The 18,069-nt window shown below is 63.9% G+C and carries 11 protein-coding genes; 2 read left to right on the top strand and 9 right to left on the bottom strand.

Annotated features, from left to right (window positions below):
• Positions 1–43: 43 nt before the first annotated feature.
• The 4 genes from Q1A53_RS17620 to Q1A53_RS17605 form a co-directional block, all read right to left on the bottom strand.
• A complete protein-coding gene (locus Q1A53_RS17620) occupies positions 44–1,612 on the bottom strand; it encodes an ABC transporter substrate-binding protein (protein ID WP_299968962.1) in 1,569 nt (522 codons plus the stop codon).
• A 25-nt stretch (positions 1,613–1,637) separates the two neighbouring features.
• Positions 1,638–2,522 carry an ABC transporter permease gene (locus Q1A53_RS17615; protein ID WP_299968961.1) on the bottom strand — a complete coding sequence of 295 codons (885 nt, stop codon included), beginning with the start codon at positions 2,520–2,522 and terminating at the stop codon, positions 1,638–1,640.
• Between the two features lie 73 nt (positions 2,523–2,595).
• Positions 2,596–3,534, bottom strand: coding sequence for an ABC transporter permease (locus Q1A53_RS17610; protein WP_299968960.1), 939 nt, complete (start codon positions 3,532–3,534; stop codon positions 2,596–2,598).
• Positions 3,531–5,171, bottom strand: coding sequence for an amidohydrolase (locus Q1A53_RS17605; protein ID WP_299968959.1), 1,641 nt, complete (start codon positions 5,169–5,171; stop codon positions 3,531–3,533). The genes Q1A53_RS17610 and Q1A53_RS17605 overlap by 4 nt, the downstream gene beginning before the upstream one ends.
• Positions 5,172–5,576: 405 nt before the next feature.
• Between Q1A53_RS17605 and pobA the strand changes: the two genes are divergently transcribed.
• The gene (gene pobA / locus Q1A53_RS17600) at positions 5,577–6,746 is read left to right on the top strand and encodes a 4-hydroxybenzoate 3-monooxygenase (RefSeq protein ID WP_299968958.1); all 1,170 of its coding nucleotides are present in this window, start codon (positions 5,577–5,579) and stop codon (positions 6,744–6,746) included.
• Here pobA and Q1A53_RS17595 read toward each other — a convergent pair.
• From Q1A53_RS17595 to dctP, 3 genes are all read right to left on the bottom strand, one after another.
• The gene (locus Q1A53_RS17595; protein WP_299968957.1) at positions 6,743–8,143 is read right to left on the bottom strand and encodes a TRAP transporter large permease; all 1,401 of its coding nucleotides are present in this window, start codon (positions 8,141–8,143) and stop codon (positions 6,743–6,745) included. The genes pobA and Q1A53_RS17595 overlap by 4 nt on opposite strands.
• Entirely contained in the window at positions 8,143–8,772 is a 630-nt protein-coding gene (locus tag Q1A53_RS17590; protein WP_299968956.1) for a TRAP transporter small permease, read from the bottom strand. Before Q1A53_RS17590 ends, Q1A53_RS17595 begins: the two co-directional genes overlap by 1 nt.
• A 75-nt stretch (positions 8,773–8,847) precedes the next feature.
• Positions 8,848–9,864: a TRAP transporter substrate-binding protein DctP gene (gene dctP, locus Q1A53_RS17585; protein ID WP_299968955.1), complete on the bottom strand. Its 1,017-nt coding sequence runs from the start codon at positions 9,862–9,864 to the stop codon at positions 8,848–8,850.
• 270 nt (positions 9,865–10,134) lie between these two features.
• On the opposite strand from dctP, the gene acs reads away from it, so the two are divergent.
• The gene (gene acs, locus Q1A53_RS17580) at positions 10,135–12,099 is read left to right on the top strand and encodes an acetate--CoA ligase (RefSeq protein ID WP_299968954.1); all 1,965 of its coding nucleotides are present in this window, start codon (positions 10,135–10,137) and stop codon (positions 12,097–12,099) included.
• Between the two features lie 347 nt (positions 12,100–12,446).
• Here acs and Q1A53_RS17575 read toward each other — a convergent pair whose 3' ends face one another.
• A complete protein-coding gene (locus tag Q1A53_RS17575; protein WP_299968953.1) occupies positions 12,447–16,238 on the bottom strand; it encodes a translocation/assembly module TamB domain-containing protein in 3,792 nt (1,263 codons plus the stop codon).
• On the bottom strand, positions 16,238–17,995 hold the full coding sequence (locus tag Q1A53_RS17570) for a BamA/TamA family outer membrane protein (RefSeq protein WP_299968952.1): 1,758 nt from the start codon (positions 17,993–17,995) through the stop codon (positions 16,238–16,240). Before Q1A53_RS17570 ends, Q1A53_RS17575 begins: the two co-directional genes overlap by 1 nt.
• Positions 17,996–18,069: the final 74 nt, after the last annotated feature.

Genomic DNA, 18,069 nt, shown 5'->3' with positions numbered 1-18,069 from the left:
GTCCGGGGGCCAGCTTATCGAGCCCCCGGTCTTGGTCGGTGGCTTACTCTTTGTACTTGAGATCCAAGCCCTTATAGAGCCCGGCACCGTAGATATTATGCGGCACCACGGTCTCCAGATCGGTGGACTGGGCGATCACCATCGGCTCGTGGTAGAGCGGCAGCCACACGGCGGCATCATGCACCATCTCCAGCACTTCGCCGTAGGCTTCCGCGCGCCCCTCGTCGGTGACCGACGTGGCCCCGGCCAGCAGCAGTGCATCGGTCTTGTCGTCGATCCAGTTCATCCGGTTCGGGCTGGGCGCGTTCTGTGACCGGAAATAGAGGTTCAGCGCATCGCCCGACGAGACGTAGGGAAACGACATCCCATACATATCGAATTCCTGCGTGGCGAGCTTGCCCCAGGCCACCGTCGCGTCAAACGCCTGGATCTGCATGTCCACGCCGATCTCGCGCAGGTAGGCCTGCACCGCTTCGGAGATCTTGCCCCAGGTTGAGCCCGCAAAGACATAGGCTGTCGGTGCCAGCCGCACACCGTCCTTGCCCCGCACACCATCGTCCCCCATTTCCCAGCCTGCCTCATCCAGGATGGCATTGGCCTGCGCCGGATCGAACTTCAGCAGCTTGTCATCGAGGCCCGCATTCCAGTCGAGCGCCTCCTGGCTCACGTAGGAATAGGCAGGCTGCACCACGCCAAAGAAGAGATCCTCGGACATCGCCGCCTGATCGACCGCCAGATTGATGGCCCGACGCACAGCGGGGTCAGACACTGTCTCCTTGTCGATCTTGAAGCCCATATAATAGGTCCAGAAGGCCAGATCCGACTGCACCACCTCAACCCCGGGCGAGGCCTTGAGCTGCTCCAGCGCGATGTAGGGCACATATTGGGTCACCTGCGTCTGACCGGTGATGACACCAACGGTGCGGGTGTTCTCCTCGGGTACGATCTGCCAGGTAATCCGGTCCATGGACGCAGGTCCGGTATTGGCATGAAAGCCCGCACCCCAGGCGTATTCGTCGTGTCTGGTGATCACCATCTGGTCCCGCGGCGCCCAGCTTTCCCAGCAGAAGGGGCCCGTGCCATTGAACCCCGTCACTCCGAAATCATCGCCGAGGGCTTCCACGTTGGCCTGATCGATGATTGTGCCGAAGCTCTGGGTGAGCTGATAGAGCAACTCCGAGAAAGGCGCCGTGAGCTTGTACTCGACCGTGTAGTCATCGAGTGCGGTCACGCTATCTACCTCGCCTGCGCGCCACGCCACGGGCGATTTCGTCTCGGGGTCCACCCAGCGGTTGATCGAATAGACCACATCCGCCGCCGTCATCGGCTTGCCGTCGCAGAACTGCACATCCTGGCGCAGATTGAACGTATAGGTCGTGCCATCCTCTGACACGCTCCAGCTTTCTGCAACGCCCGTGTCGATGGTCTGCATGTCAGGCGCGAGGCTCACTAGCGTGTCGCCCATCATGAACAGGACCTCGGAGGCAGCCCGCGAGGTGGTCTTGTGCGGATCGTAATTGTTGCTGTCCACTTCGCGCAGGATCGTGATCTCCGCGGCCTGTGCGATCCCTCCGACCAGCAGCAACGCCGAACTCATCAATAGTCGTTTCATGGCAGTTCCTTTCCCTGTTCCCGTTTCAAGAGCGTAACCGTGGGTCGAGCACATCGCGCAGCGCGTCCCCCAGCACGTTGGCCGCCAGCACGATCACGAAGATCAGCACCGACGGGATAATGGCGATATGCGGCGCAAAGAGCAGGAAGTCGCGGCCCTGTGCGGCCATCATCCCCAGCTCGGCCGTTGGCGGGCGGGCGCCTAACCCCAGAAAGGACAGCGCCGCCCCGATGAGGATGATCTGCCCGAACCGCAGTGAGATGAAGATCATGATCGACGAGATGCAGTTGGCCAGCAGGTACCGCGTGAAAAGGGTCATGCTGGACACCCCGAGCGCCCTGCCCGCCTCCATGTAGTCCTGCTTCATCACCGACACCGCGATGGATCGTGCGATCCGCGCGCAGTCCGGCACCGTCGCCACGGCCAGCGCCACCACGACCGGGACGGCCCCCGGTCCCATGACAGCGACCAGCGCCAGCCCCAGCAGGATCGCCGGGAAAGACAGCATCACATCCACAAAGCGCATGACCCATGGGTCCAGCCTTGGCTGAAAAGCTGCGAGCAATCCCATCAGTGACCCGAACGCGCCGCCCACCCCAACTGAGACAAGCCCGATGATCAGCGTCAGCCGCGTGCCGTAGAAAAGCCGCGAGAGCATGTCGCGCCCCTGCCCGTCCGTGCCCAGCGGATAGAGCCAGTCGCCCCGCTCCGCCCAGACCGGTGGCTGCATGATGGCACGCGAGCTGGCAAAAGGATCGTGGGGCGCAATCACGGGCGCCGCCACCGCGCAGATCCCCACAACCAGCAATACCAATGCCGCCGCCAGCGCCGCAGGATCCCGCAGCAACCGTTGCCACCAAGGCAAAACCGGCGCCGGCGCATCCAGCACTTCGGGATCCGCAATGCTCATGACGTCTCCGCGGCAAAGATGGCCGGGCGGGCGGGTGTCGCCGCAGGCGCAGTCGCAAGCAGGGCCCCGGCAGTCATGTCTGCACCCGCGGATCGAGGAGCGAGTAAAGAATGTCCACGATCATGTTGATCAGGATAAACCCAAGCGCCAGCACCAGAATGGTCCCCTGCGCCAAGGGAAAATCCGACGACAGGATCGCTCCCACCGCCAACCGCCCGATGCCCGGAAAGGAGAAGATGCTTTCCGTGACCACGGCCCCGCCCAGCAGATAGCCCACCTGCAGCCCGATCAGCGTCACTACTGGAATGAGCGCGTTGCGCAGCCCGTGGCGCAGGATCACCCGCGTCTCCGACAGACCCTTGGCGCGCGCCGTGCGCACATGATCGAGCTTCAGCACCTCCAGCACCGAAGACCGTGTCATCCGCGCCACCGGTCCGATAAAGATTGCCCCCAGTGACAAGGCGGGCAGCGCGATGTGGCGGATCCCCTCCAGCGTCCAGAGCGGCCCGCCCCGACCGATGAAGGGCAAAAGCCGCCATTGCACGCCCAGATACTGGATCATCATCAGACAGATAAAGAAGATCGGCAGCGACACACCCGCCACGGAGATGGCCATGATCGCCCGGTCAATGATCGAGCCGCGGCTGACGGCGGCCAGCGTGCCCAGCCCGATCCCCAGCGGCACCGACCAGATGAGGCACGCGAACATCAGCTCCGCCGTAGGTCCAATGGCGGCCCCCAGCTCCGAAATCACCGTCTTGTTGGAAATCAGCGAGCGGCCCAGATCCCCCTGCAGCACCCGACCGAGGTAGGTGCCGAACTGTACCAGCACCGGATCATCCAGCCCCATCTCCGTCCGGATCGCGGCTACAATCTCTGGCGTGGCCGTAGGTCCCGCCATCACGATGGCCGGATCGCCCGGCACCAGCACCAGCAACCCGAAGCCCAGAAAGAGCACGCCGAACAGCACCGGAATGGAAATCAGCAGCCGTCTCAGGATCTGGTCTATCATCCGGCCGCCCCCGTCGCCTCGAACACCACGCGACCACCCAGCACCGTCAGATCACAGCGCGCCGACAGGATGTCTTCGGGCGCACAGGTCAGAAAATCCGTGTCGAAAACCGCCGCATCGCCCAGCTGCCCCGCAACCAGACACCCCTTGATGTCTTCTTCATGCGCAGCGTAGGCCGAGGCACGGGTATAGGCATCGAGCGCTTCTTCGATGCTCAGCGCCTGATCCGCGCCAATCTCCGTGCCCCGTTCGGTCTTGCGCGTCACCATCGTGTAGAGGTTCGCCAGCGGGTCGATCTCCACCACCGGACAATCGGTGCTGGCGCTCGGGTGCAGCCCCGCCTCGATCCAGTCCCGCATGGGGTGGCTCGCCGCGACCCGCTCGGCCTCCAGCAGCGTCAGGTAGAGATCGCCGAAATAATAGAGAAACGCGGGCTGCGGCGCGGGCAGGATATGCGCCGACGCCATCCGCGCCATCTGATCCGGGCGCAGCCAGCCGCAATGCTCGATCCGGTGGCGTCGTCCCGGGTCTGGCGTGTCGATCAGTGCCGCCTCGAGCGCATCCAGTACCTGATCAATGGCCGCATCCCCGATGGCGTGAATGGCAAAGCGGAACCCGCGCCGGTGCCCGTCCAGCACCATCTCGCGGACCTCGGCGTCCTCAAGGCAGAGCAGGCCCAGATCCTCCGTATCGCCGCCCAGATAGGGCCGGGTCATGGCCGCTGTCCGCCCCCCGGCCGAGCCATCGGTAAAGATCTTCACCGGGCCGATCCGAAACATGTCGTCCCCGCCGCCCGAGATCATCCCCGCCTCTATGCAGTTCGGCAGGATGGACCGGGTCTTGTCGCCCATGAGCGTCGCATAGACCCGCAGGGGCAGGCGCCCCGTGCGGTGCGCCATCTGGTAGGCCAGCATCTCGGTCCAGCCGTCGCGGATGCCCACCGCCGCCTCCATGCACGATGTGATACCGCGGGACAAAAGATCCGCACCACCGCGCTCGATACTGCCGACCAGATCCTCGACCGATGCCGCAGGCAAGACCTGCATCAGGGGCTCGCGCCCCGTCTCGGCCACCAGACCGGTCAGCTTGCCGTTTTGCCGTTCGATCAGCCCGCCGGGCGGCGACGGCGTCTCTTCGTCAATGCCTGCAAGTGTCAGCGCGCGCGAATTGGCGACCGCCAGATGCCCATCCGTCCGCACGATGTAGACAGGGTTTTCCGGGGCCGCAGTATCCAACTCTTCTCGGTAGGGATGGCGCCCCAAGTCCAGCTTGAAGTGATCATACCCGCGCCCGATCACCCAGTCTCCGGGGCCAAGGTGCGCTGCCCGCTCCCGCACAGCCGCCAGCAGGGCATCCAGCGTCGGCGCCGCCGCTGGTCTCAGATCGACCTCGGCCATGGCCGTGCCGTAAGGGATCAGATGCATATGCGCGTCGTTCAGCCCCGGCACGACCAAGCGACCGTCCAGAACCTCGACCCGGGTATCAGGCCCGATCAGCCCGGCAATCTCAATATCGGTTCCGGTCGCCAGCACCTTGCCGCCCCAGAACGCAATGGCCTCTGCGCAGCCCAGCCCGAGCCCACGCCACACCTTGCCACCCTGAAGGATCAGATCAGCATGGACCGCGGCGGTGCTCACTGCGAAATGCCTACAGCACTGCTGCAGTGGCCTGCCGTCGAAGCGCCTTGGATATCCACTCTTACCCCCGCATCGTGTTTCACCCAATTATTATGAGAGTTGGTGTATCCTCCCTGAGTCAACAGCGCAGACCATCGTGCTCTTTGCCGCAGGAATATATCAACTTATTGATATTGAAATATTTTCATTGAGTAGGTCAGCGCCACCCTGACTTATCAGATTTCCGATAAGCATATTGAGGCGGAGCGTTTTTCAGGCATTCTGCACAGTTGGAACTAGTATTCGCGACGCCAACACTGATTGGAGACGCACTGATCGTATCAGTCACGCTCAATAATCCGCACCCGCCTCCATTGCCAAAATCAGCGCATCTCCTATCCTGCGGGCGCCAAACCGGGGGACCCTATGCGAACGCAGGTCGTGATTGTCGGTGGCGGGCCATCGGGCCTGCTGCTGTCACAATTGCTCTACACAAAAGGGATCGACAGCGTGGTGCTGGAACGCCAGACCCGCGCCTATGTCCTCAGCCGGATCCGAGCGGGTGTGCTGGAGCGGGGGATGGTCGATCTGATGACCCGCGCGGGCGTGGACGCGCGCATGCGGACAGAGGGCATCCCCCACACGGGCACGCTGATCGCGCAGGGTGACACGCTGTTTCGGGTCGATTTCGCCAAACATACCGGCCAATCCGTCATGCTCTATGGACAGACCGAAGTGACCCGCGACCTTTATGCGGCGCGGGACGCTGCTGGCGCAAAGATCCTGCATGAGGTGGACGCGGTGGAGATCCACGATGCCGACCGGGACGCCCCGTTCGTCACCTTTCAGCACGGTGGCAGCGACCAGCGCATCGATTGCGATTTCATCGCTGGGTGTGACGGATTTCACGGGGTCAGCCGCCGCTCGATCCCTGCGGAGGTACGGCAGGAATACGAAAAGGTCTATCCCTTCGGCTGGCTCGGCGTGCTGAGCGAAACCCCTCCTGTCAACGACGAGCTCATCTACGCCAATTCATCGCGCGGCTTTGCCCTGTGTTCGATGCGCAACCCCCAGCTGTCACGCTATTACATCCAGTGCAGCATGGCCGATAAGCCCGAAGACTGGACCGATACCGCCTTCTGGCACGAGCTGCGCCGCCGCATCCCCGCCGAGCAGGCCGACACGCTTGTCACCGGCCCTTCGGTGGAGAAATCCATCGCACCCCTCCGGTCCTTCGTGACCGAACCGATGCAGTGGGGGCGGCTGTTTCTCTGCGGAGACGCGGCCCACATCGTGCCGCCTACGGGCGCCAAGGGGCTGAACACCGCCGCCTCGGATGTTCACTACCTGTTTGACGGTCTGTGCCAGCACTATCTGGACGGCGCCTCGGAGGGGCTGAATCACTATTCGGAACGGGCGCTGGCCCGGGTCTGGAAAGCGGAGCGCTTTAGCTGGTGGTTCTCCTCGCTCATGCACCGCTATCCCGATCAATCGGCCTTCGATCTGCGCATCCAGCAGGCGGAACTCGCCTTTTTGCGCGATAGCGATGCCGCGCAGAAAGCCCTGGCCGAGAACTACGTGGGCTTGCCCTACTAACCCGCAAGAGACGGCAGAAACAGCACGATGCCCGGGAAGGCCACCAGCAGGGCAATTGTCACCCCGTCGGCGATGAAGAAGGGTGTGACCCCCTTGAAGACGTCTTGCACGGTCAGGTCATCGCGCACGCCAGCCACCACAAAGCAGTTCAGGCCGATCGGCGGTGTGATCAGGCAGAACTCCGCCATCTTCACCACCAGAATGCCGAACCAGATCGCGCACATCGGCCCGGACATGCCGAACGCGCTGTCCGCCGCGCTGACAAACTCGCCCCCGTTGAGCGCCATAACCGCCGGGTAGACCACCGGCAGCGTCAGGAGCAGCATTCCGATGGCATCCATGAACATGCCCAGCACGGCGTAGGCCAGCAGGATGCACACGAGGATCAGCATGGGCGACATCTCCAGCCCGGTGATCCAGGCTGCAAAAGCATCCGGAAGCTCGGCAAATCCCAAGAACCGCACGTAGATCAGCACGCCCCAGATGATCGAAAAGATCATCACAGTCAGCTTCGCCGTATCCAGCAGCGCGCTTTTGAGCTGCGGCCAGCGCATGCCCCGCAGCAGAGCCATGACAAAGATGATGAAGGCCCCGATGGCGCCGCCTTCGGTCGGTGTGCCCCAGGCATCGCCAAAAGGGTTATAGACAAAGAAGATGATGATCACGACCACCGCCAAAATGGGCAGCGCGGGCGGCAGCGCCTCGAACCGCTCGCGCCAGGTGAACCCGCCCACGGGCGGGCCGACGGTCTTGAAGATCACCGCGATGCCGATGATCAGTGCGGCGTAGACCACGGCAGAGAACATGCCCGGCAGGAAGCCCGCCAGCAGCAGTTTGCCCACGTCCTGCTCCACGATGATGGCGTAGATCACCAGGATGGCCGACGGCGGGATCAGCGAGGCCAGCGTGCCGCCCGCGGCCACCACACCCGCGGCGAACTGCTTGTTATAGCCGATCTTGAGCATCTCCGGGATGGCGATGCGCGCAAATACTGCTGCCGTAGCGACAGACGCGCCCGAGACTGCGGCAAAGCCTGCGGTGGCGAATACGGTGGACACGGCAAGCCCGCCCGGCACCCACGCAATCCAGCGTTTGGCGGCGGTAAAGAGCGCCGTGGTCAGCTTGGCGTAGTAGGCCAGATAGCCGATCAGGATAAAGACAGGGATCAGGCTGAGCACCTGTGCGGATACCTTTGAATGCGGTGTCAGCCCCGCAACCTTGACGCTGATCTCGACCGCTTTCCAGAACCGCTCTGGGTCATAATCGAACCCGTTCCAACGCAGCCAGACGAGACCAACAAAGCCCGCAAGCCCCGCGGCGAAGGCCACCCGCATGCCCAGAACGACAAAGACCAACAGGCCCGCGCTGACCCACAGGCCGATTTCAATAGGTTCCATCAATCAGCCCCGTCCAGCGCTTCGGCTTCCAGCCGCGCCTGTTCGGCGACGGAGAGGTTCAGAGGCACTGCGACAGGGTTCTCCAGCCCCAGCACGAGAGCCCGACCGTAGCCCCAGGCCTGCAGCATGAGCCGCAGGCACAGCACCCCGAAGGCAATGGGTACGACCAGTTTCGACGGCCAGATCGGCAGCCCGATGTCGATGGAGCTGTCGCGACTGCAGAGGGGGCGCGCACAGTCAAAGGAGCGATCGAAATGATCCCAAGCCCCCCAGGTCAGCGCTGCGATCAGCACCAGGATCAGCAAGACGGAGACCAGTTCGAAAAACCACAGCACACGGCCGCGCAGCGCGCTGACCAGCATATCCATCCGGACGTGAGTGCCGTCGCGCTGCACGTAGGAGATGCCCATGATCGCGATGATCGGCATGGCCGCCTCGATGTAATCCACATAGCCCGCCAGGGGCGAGCCAAAGAACTTGCGCCCCGTCACCGAGTAGACCGCGAGGAACATTAGCGAGAAAATGGCGATCCCGCTGAGCAGGGCACACAGGCGTTCGACCGGCAACAACGCACGGTCCAGGCGGCTGAGCACGCTGGAATCTTCGAGCACGGCTGCAGATCCTGCCATCGCTCTGCCCCCTTCTGATCTGAAAACAGGGAAATGTCAGGGGCCGCGATCACGCGCGGCCCCGACCGGGTGGGATCAGCTGCCGCCCTTGGCCTCTTCGAGCGTGCTGACCACCAGATCATAGAGCTCCTGACCCGGCAGGCCCTGCGCTTCCATGCTCTCGATCCACGCATCGCGTGCGGGCACAGCGGCCGCCGCGCGGAACTCTTCGATGGTTTCTGGTGCGATCTCGACCTTCTGCACGCCCTTCTCTTCGAGCACCGCGTCCCAGCGGTCCAGCAGCTCGGCGTAATTTGCCAGATAGTGATCAATGGCCTCGGAGACGGAGCTGTCCAGCGCCTCGCGATGCGCATCAGAGAGCGACTCGTAGGCGTCGATGTTGACCACCACCGGACAGTTTACCGTGCCGGGGTTGAGGTTGGCCGTCCACCAATCCGCCTGGTTGATCGTGCCAAAACTCAGATGTGCGTGCTGAGCAAAGGCGACCGTGTCCACGACACCGCCCTCCATCGCCTGATAGGCTTCGGTCGCGGTGACGGAGGTGGGCACACCACCCACGGCCTTGAACGCCTCGCCCAGACCGCCCGTGGCGCGCACGCGCATGCCGTCGAACTCGGAAAGCTCGTCACGCGGCTCACCTGTGCCGACGATGTTGTACTGCGGCATGGGCGAGGTCATCAGCAGCTTGGCATTCCACTGCGCCATCTCTTCCGTGGCGGCAGGATGCGCGTAGACGGCGGCAGACACGGCCACCTCCTGCTCCAGGTTTTCCACGCCGAGGAATGGCAGTTCCAGCACGGTGATCACGCGGTTCTTGTCGGGGTGGTAGCCCGCACAGAACTGCGCCATCTCAAAGGCGCCGATGGAGATGCCGTCGAGGTTTTCGCGGTTCTTGCTGAGCCCGCCGTAGCTGACGTTCATGGTGAATTCGCCGTCCGTCTTCTCGGACACAAGCTCGGCCAGTTTTTCCACGTGTTCGGTGAAGGCGCGGCGCTTGCCCCAGACGGACACGTTCCACTCGGTGGCTGCGGCTTCGGACACGAAGGCAAAGCTGATCGCCGCAACGGCGGCGCCGGACAGATACTTCTTCATATGATTTCTCCCATTTTGCACGCCTCACTGTGGACGCACTTGGCGCGAGGCTACCCAAGGCGGCGGTGACTGCCAAGCCCTCAAAGCCACCCCGGTAAACGATGCCTGCAAAGGCTCTGTCAGGCAAACGACCGCGCGCCGCGGTAAACCGCAAGTGTTAGGTCCGCGCGCGGAGCGGGCCCGGGACCCGGCACCAAAGGCCGATTGATCACGCAGGGAGATACGCTAAGCTCGCCGAAAAGAAGACCAAGATCCGTGGGAGGAGCCATCATGACCGAGACCGCACCAGCCGGGAAAACCCATCCGCCATCCGAAAAGATGGCCGCCAGCGCCCATGTGGATGCCGGAACATACGATCAGATGTACGCCGCCTCGATGGCTGATAGCGATGGCTTTTGGCGTAATGAGGCCGGCCGGATTGACTGGATCAAGCCCTTCACCGAGGTGAGCGACGTGGACTTTACCCTGGGCCAGGTAGCGATCCGCTGGTTCGGGGATGGTACGCTGAACGTTGCTGCCAACTGCATCGACCGGCATCTGGAGACGCGCGGCGACCAGACCGCCATCATCTGGGAGCCGGACGACCCCGCCGATGGCGCGCAGCACATCACCTACCGCGATCTGCACCGCGAGGTGTGTCGCATGGCGAATGTGCTGAAGTCCCTCGGGATCGGCAAAGGCGATCGGGTCGTGATCTACCTGCCCATGATCCCCGAGGCGGCTTATGCCATGCTGGCCTGCGCGCGGATCGGCGCCATTCATTCCATCGTTTTCGCAGGCTTCTCCCCCGACGCACTCGGCGCGCGGGTCAACGGCTGCGACGCCAAGCTGGTGATCACCGCCGATGGCGCACCGCGGGGTGGGCGTGTGACCAACCTCAAGGACAACGTCAATCAGGCGCTCTTGCATGACACCGATGACGTGAAATGCCTGATCGTGCGCCGCACCGGCCAGCAGGTGGCCTTTCGCGATGGGTTGGACACCTGGCTGCACGAGGCGGCTGAGACGGTCAGCGACGATTGCCCGCCCGAAGAGATGGCGGCGGAGGATCCGCTGTTCATTCTTTATACCTCCGGATCGACGGGTCAGCCGAAGGGGGTGGTCCATACTTCCGGCGGCTATCTGGTCTATGCTGCCATGACCCATGAGATCACCTTTGACTACCACGAGGGCGATGTCTTCTGGTGCACGGCGGATGTGGGCTGGGTCACCGGGCACAGCTACATCGTCTACGGGCCGCTGGCCAATGGCGCGACCACGATCATGTTCGAGGGTGTGCCCACTTACCCCGATGCCAGCCGCTTTTGGCAGGTCTGCGAAAAGCACAAAGTGACCCAGTTCTATACGGCTCCCACAGCTATCCGCGCACTGATGGGGCAAGGCAACAGCTTTGTCGAAGGTGCCGATCTCAGCAACCTCCGGGTACTTGGCACGGTGGGCGAACCCATCAATCCGGAGGCCTGGACCTGGTACAACGACGTCGTCGGCAAGGGTCGCTGCCCCATCGTGGACACATGGTGGCAGACCGAGACGGGCGGGCATCTGATGACGCCCCTGCCCGGCGCCCATGCGACGAAACCGGGGGCAGCGATGAAGCCTTTCTTTGGCATTGAGCCTGTGGTGCTGGAGCCAGCCTCGGGCGAGATCATCGAGGGCAACGGGGTCGAGGGGGTTTTGTGTATCGCGGGCAGCTGGCCCGGTCAGATGCGCACGGTCTGGGGAGATCACGCGCGGTTTGAAAAGACCTATTTCAGCGACTACGCCGGATATTACTTTACCGGGGATGGCTGCCGCCGCGATGCGGATGGCGATTACTGGATCACGGGGCGTGTGGACGACGTGATCAACGTCTCCGGGCACCGGATGGGCACGGCGGAAGTGGAAAGTGCACTGGTAGCCCATGCCGCTGTGGCCGAAGCCGCTGTCGTGGGCTATCCACATCCGGTCAAGGGTCAGGGGATCTATTGCTATGTCACCTTGATGAACGGGCAGACCCCCACCGAGGCGTTGCGCAAGGAGCTGCGTGGCTGGGTGAGGTCGGAGATTGGCCCCATTGCCTCGCCCGATCTGATCCAATGGGCGCCGGGCCTGCCAAAGACGCGCTCTGGCAAGATTATGCGGCGCATCCTGCGCAAGATCGCAGAGGATGATTTCGGCGCGCTTGGCGATACCTCCACACTTGCGGATCCGGAAGTTGTGGAGGATCTGATCGACAACCGCATGAACAAGGGTTGAATGGTTCGGGTTGCGCCCTGCCACCGGCGGTGTGCGGGTGCCGCGGGTGCGATTTGAGTTTATTTGGCAAGATGAAAGAGCAGGGTGGCGCGAGTTAGGCGGTCGTAGCTTTGTGGTGGGGGGGGGGTGTCAGAAAGGATTGGGTCGGCGGTGTCGAAAGCCCACTGCCCTTGCGCGCATCCGCGCTGAGACAGTGGGTCTTTTTCTGACAGCAGCATGGCTGGCGGAGCCGATATTCCACCGGATGTCCGGGAACGCTGGGCGGCTCAGATCGCGAGCGTCCGAGACGGACAGAGGCGGACTGCGGTTCTTTTGGTTGCCGATACCTCTGAGAGATGCGTTTGGCGTCAGTAGTCCCGCTCGAAGAAGATGCCCAGAGCCGTATTGCCATCCTGCTCCAGGGACCCACGGGCGGTGAGCGATTCGGTCACATCCAGGTTGATCGACAGTTCCGTCCCGCCGCTGCTGGCCGTGACATCCGTATAGACGTTTTCGCTGATGTATTTGCCTGCGCGGACGGCAGCCTGGCCATCCTCTGTCGTGGTCACGTCAAGATCATCGAGGCCGAAGCCCTGCCTCAGGTTGCCGATCAGGTCGTTGCCCTGTCGTCCCGCGAGCACGGCGACCGCATTTGCCAGTTGCAGTGCCTGCAGCGCGGAGATTTCGCTGATGTCACGGCCAAAGAGCAGTTGCGACAGCACCTGATCCTCCGGCGCATCCGGGGTCGCAACGAAGGAGACATCGGGCGCGTTTGCGGGGCCTTCGAGGATCACGCCCGCGGAACCGCTTTCCGTCGGGCTGGAGGTGACAAAGCGGATGTAGGGGACCAGATCCCCCTGAAACTGGATTGACCCGTCATCGAGGTCGAACCGGCGCCCGAGGATATCGAGACGTCCGCGCACCAGATCGAACTGACCCGCGGAGATGACACGATTGGTGGTGCCGGTGATCCGCAAGGCCCCGCCCAGTTCAGCATCAATCCCCCGACCCCGCACAAAGATCGCGCGCGGCGCGTTGATCTGGAGGGCCAGCGGATAGGGCCGCGCGGTGCCACCGCCGCCCGACTGCGGCTCCGGTATCACATCGGCGCGGCGGCGGGTCGTTGTGACCGCGGCAGGCGCGCCTACGTGGCGGATATCGGGGATTTCACCGATACTGGTGAGCCCCGATGACGGGACTGTCACCAGCGTCTCGCCCACGTCAATAGTGCCCGCGATCCGTGCGCCCCCCGTCAGCGGGCCGTTGACGGTGATGTTGCCGTCCAGCACCGTGGAGTAGAGGCGCGGATCCGCCACGCCCACCTGATTGAGCGCCACGCGCAGATCGGCGGCGAGAGAGGACAGCGCCAGCGTGCCCGCTGCGGTGATCCGCCCACCGCTGTCAGTTTCGGTCTCCGCGTCGATGCGCAAACGGCCTGCGTTGATATCAACGGTTGCGTCCAGATCGGTGAGACTCAGCCGCAGGTTGGGCGCTGCAAAACGCGCGCCATTGGTCGTGATCCGGCCCGAGACCGCCTCCAGCGAGGGGGGGCCCTGCACGGCAAGGTCAAACCGCGCCTGCCCTGTCAGGCTGCGGGGCGACAGGAACGGCTCGGAGAGGCCAAGGGGCAGGGATCCCGCAACGTCTAGATCGAGCGTTCCGTTCTCCTCCACCAGTCCGGCGATTGTCGCGTCAGTCCCGGCGGGCCCCTGCGCGACGGTATCAATCCGCCAGCCGGTACCTTCGCGGTCAGCATCGCCTTCGATGGAGAACGGCCCGCGGATCTGGGGCACGAAGACACCGAGATCGGGCAGGGCCGCGGAGAACTGCACCGCAGCTTCGGGCCCGGTTGCAAGCCCTGCCACGCTGACCGCGCTGCCGAACGGGCCGCCCGCATCCACATCGACATTGTAGCCCGCGTCACTCAGCCAGACCCGACCTTCGGCATTCAACGGCCCCTGCACGCTCGGCGACAGCGCCTGCACCTCTGGCATGAACAGCGTGAATGTTACATCGGTGCCAGGCCCGGTCGCTACTCCTGCGACGCTCAGCAAGCTTTCATAGGGACCTGCGGCATCCACATCGACAGAGTAGCCATCGCCGGTCAGCCAGACCCGGCCGGTTGCGTTGAGAGGGCCTTGCACCTGTTCCACGAAAGATTGCACCTGCGGCACCGCGAGATCAAAGCGCACGTCGGTTTGGGGGCCGGTGGCGCGCCCGGCGACGCTCAGCTGGCTGCCATAGGGCGCATCAGCCTCCAGATCGACTGTCCAGCCCAGGGCGTCTTCGGTGCCGTCGACCACGACCGTGACGGGCCCCTGGTACTCGGGCAAAACGAGAGCGATATCGCGCAGGCCTGCGCGCAGGCTCACCTGACTGTCGGCGGTGCGCAGCGCGGCATCACCGGAGAGATCCACCGCGGCATTGTTCAAGGTCAGATCCCGCACGAAGGTTCCGGCTTCACTCCGCTGCGCGCCGAGGCTGAGCGTTGTTTGACCGGCGAGCACCGTATCGGCCTGTTCGATCCCGATGGCGAGATCATCCGTCGTACCGTCGATCTGCAGATCGAACATGCTGCTGAGCGGGGTGATGTCCCCCGCGACGGTCAAGGCTGCCGCTCCGGCCAGTTCCTGGCCCGCGAGCCCGGCAAAGCGGCTCAGATCCTCGGCGGTCACCTCCAGGTCCAGCCTGGTCGGAAAGCCGTCGGCCAGCCCGTCGATGATAAGATCGCCCGCGAGACCGTAGTCATCGCCTGTGAGCGCAAGCCCGGTGATCCTGATGGGCTCCGCTTCAGTGTAGTCGATCTGCGCCGATGCCCGAAGGTCGGATCCGACCGCTGCGCCAAGGGTCTGATCCGTCAGTGCAACGCCTTGCGTCGTCAGTTGCAGATCACCCAGAAACCGGCCGACGGTGCCAAGCTCACCGCGCAACGTGCCGTCCAGGACGATCTGGGCGCGGGCCACTTCCACGTCCTCACGACGCAGCTCCTGCAGATCCAGATCGGCCCGCAGTACATCCCCCTGCGCCGCATCGTAGCTTACATCCAAAGTGACCGACCGCACCGCCGTTTCCGTACCGCCGCCGGGCAGCACGACCGGCGCCTGATCCGCCCGGGCGATCTGGCCGTCCACATCAATGAACACCGGCCAACCATCGCTGTTGAGGCGGACCGCCCCCGTCAGATCCACCGCCTCTGCGTCGAGGCTGAAATCCTGCACATCGACCGCGCCGCTGGCGGCCAGCAGCGCGTCAGCGACGATCCGGACGTCCGTGCCAAAGAAATCGCGCGACTCCGGGGCAACCAATGCTGTGATGTCGCCCCCCAGATCCGCGCGGATGCGGCGGTCGGGCGCGGCGCCCTCGGTCTCGACCGGCAGCGCGCTCAGCACCACCTGCCCGGCAACGCGGTCCGCGCCATCGGTGGCCAGAGTGATATCGGCAGTAAAATCATCGAGCGGCCCTGCCCCCAGAACCGTCAGATCAATGGCCGGTTGCCCCGGCAGGTTGATCGTGCGTCCGACCAGCCCGCCTGCTTCTTCGTCCAGTTGCAGCTCGACCGAGATCTCTGCGGTTTCGCGGGCAAAGCTGCCCTTGACCACATAGCTGCCCTCGGCTGCGTCCACGCGGTTTGCCGTGAGGTCAACAAAGGCACCGTCGTCGTCCAGCCGCGCGTTGGCCTGCACGCCCAGTTCCGCCGCCGATCCAAGTATGTCCTCGCCCAGCACGATGCGGGTCACTTCGAAAAGCGCTACATTCACGGAAACCGGCAGATCCGGCAGGGCGAAAGGCGTGGCCTCTGCATCGGGGATCTCGACCGTCTCCTCCGCCTCCGGCAGGCGCGGCAGATCGAGCACCGCGGCGCTGAGCCGTTCGACCTCCAGCCGCCCGCGCAACAACGCAAGGCGGCTCCAGTCGAGCTGCACATCCTCCAGCGTCAGCCATATCCCGTCATCATCCGCAATGGTCATCCGGTCAAAGGACGCCTGCGAGCTCAACGCCCCTTCGAAGCCCACAATGTTGACCTCGCGACCGGCACCCGAGAGCGCATCCTCGATGGTGCGGGTCAGAAAACCCCCGTCGTCTTCGTCCTGCGCGACGGCGGGCATGAGCCCTGCGGCAAGACCCAGCGAGACGGTGAGTGTGGTGAGGATCTTGCGCATCAGAATGCCTGCCCTATGCCGATGTAGACCTGAAGTGAGGAGCCGCTGTCATCTCCGGAAGTGGGCACCGCAAGATCGAGCCGGATTGGGCCGATCGGCGTCGCATAGCGCAGGCCGACGCCCGCGCCGCTGTGCCATTCGCCCGAGCCATCGGGGAAGACCTCTTCGCCGATATAGCCTGCATCCAGAAAGCCCACGTAGCCAAGGTTTCCGGATGTGCGCATGCGAAGCTCGGCCGACAGACCTATGAAGGAGCGCCCCCCCACCAGCTGACCGTCCGCCAGCTCCACACCGAGCGACTGATAGTCATGTCCCCGCACGGTATCGGTGCCGCCTGAATAAAACAGGAAATCCGCGGGCGCCACTGACAGGGCCGGTCCGACGAGCGAGCCAAGCTGCCCCCGCAGCGCGATGGTCGTGGGCCGCGTCTCGCCAAAGGTCCGGTAGGCGCGCAGATCAAGCTGGGTCAGCACCCCGTTGTCCGCGCCGGAGATGGCCGCAAAAGGAGTGACATCGGCATTGAAGTAATACCCCGTCCGCGCATCAAGCGCCGTGTCCCGGTAGTCAAAGGTCGCGCCCGCGGGCACCATGAAAAGCGCATACTGGTTATCGCCAAAGGCATCGCGCGTATTGGCCCGGCGCAGTGCGACACCAAAGCGGTACTTGCGCTCGTCCGATGCGATGCGTTCGATCCCCGCCCCGATGGTGGCCTGCCGCGAGAAGAAATTGACCTCGTCCTGCTGCTCGATCTCGGCCAGAAGGTAGAGCCCGGTGTCCTCGTTGAAGGTCGCGGGACGGTCAAAGCGGGCACCAACACGAAAGTCGGTCCCGCCGGTGTCGCCGCCGATGCCCGCGATCTCCGCATCGAACCGCAGCCGCTCCGCACCTCCCAGCAGATTGCGATGCATCCAGAAGGCGCTCAGCGATACGCCCTCGACGGTAGAGACCTCTCCCCCGAAACCAAAGCGACGGGGGCGCTCTTCGGTGACCCGCGCGGTGATGTCCAGCGTTGCGTCGGCACCGGGCTCACGCGCCTCGATCATGGCGACAGAACGAAAGGCGCCTGTACGCCGCAACCGCGCCGCGGATCGCTCCAGTTCTTCGGGTGAGAAAACCGTGCCCTTCGGCAGGCCGGCAATTTCCGCGATACGGGCGGTCCGCACGTCGGAATTGCCTTCGATGGTCAGATCGCCAAATCGCAGCCGCGGCCCGGGATCAATGCGCAGACGCGCGTCCAGTCGCCCATCGGCGTGCCGTGCGGTTACCTGCTGGTCGCGCAGCTCGGCTTTTGCGTGTCCTTGCGCGCGCCAGCCTGTGGTCGCAGCGCTCACGGCATCGCGCAACAGGCTCAGCTGCGCCGTCTCACCGGGTTGGAACTGATCAGGAAGCTCGGTCTGCGTTGCAAGCGGTGTGACTTCAATACGGCCAAAGCGAAACTGCTTACCCGGGCTGATGGTGACCACCGCAGCCGAGACCGACCGGGGCGGTGCGACGGAGGTGATCGAGGCCGCCTCGCGACCGTCCAGCCTGATGCCAATGACCGCACCGTAGTAACCAGCATCATACAGGACCGCCAACAGCCGCTGATAATCGGCCTGGGCGATGGCCACGATCTCCTGAGGGGTCACCTCGGTTTCAGCAGTCGATTGCTCGATCAGCAGCGACCCTCCTTCGAGGCTGGCGCGCAAGTCTTCGTCCAGATCACCGGTAAGGGTCACGTCGAGCGCTGCCGCGGGCGCCATTGTCAGAAGTGTCATGGCCATGGCCAGAAACGGCCTCGACCCTGCGCTCAACATGCGCCGTGTTACCATCGTCAAATCATCCCCCCGGA

The organism is uncultured Roseobacter sp., assembly GCF_947496515.1.
Lineage (GTDB): Bacteria > Pseudomonadota > Alphaproteobacteria > Rhodobacterales > Rhodobacteraceae > Roseobacter.
This window is presented reverse-complemented; position numbering and strand designations above follow the sequence as displayed.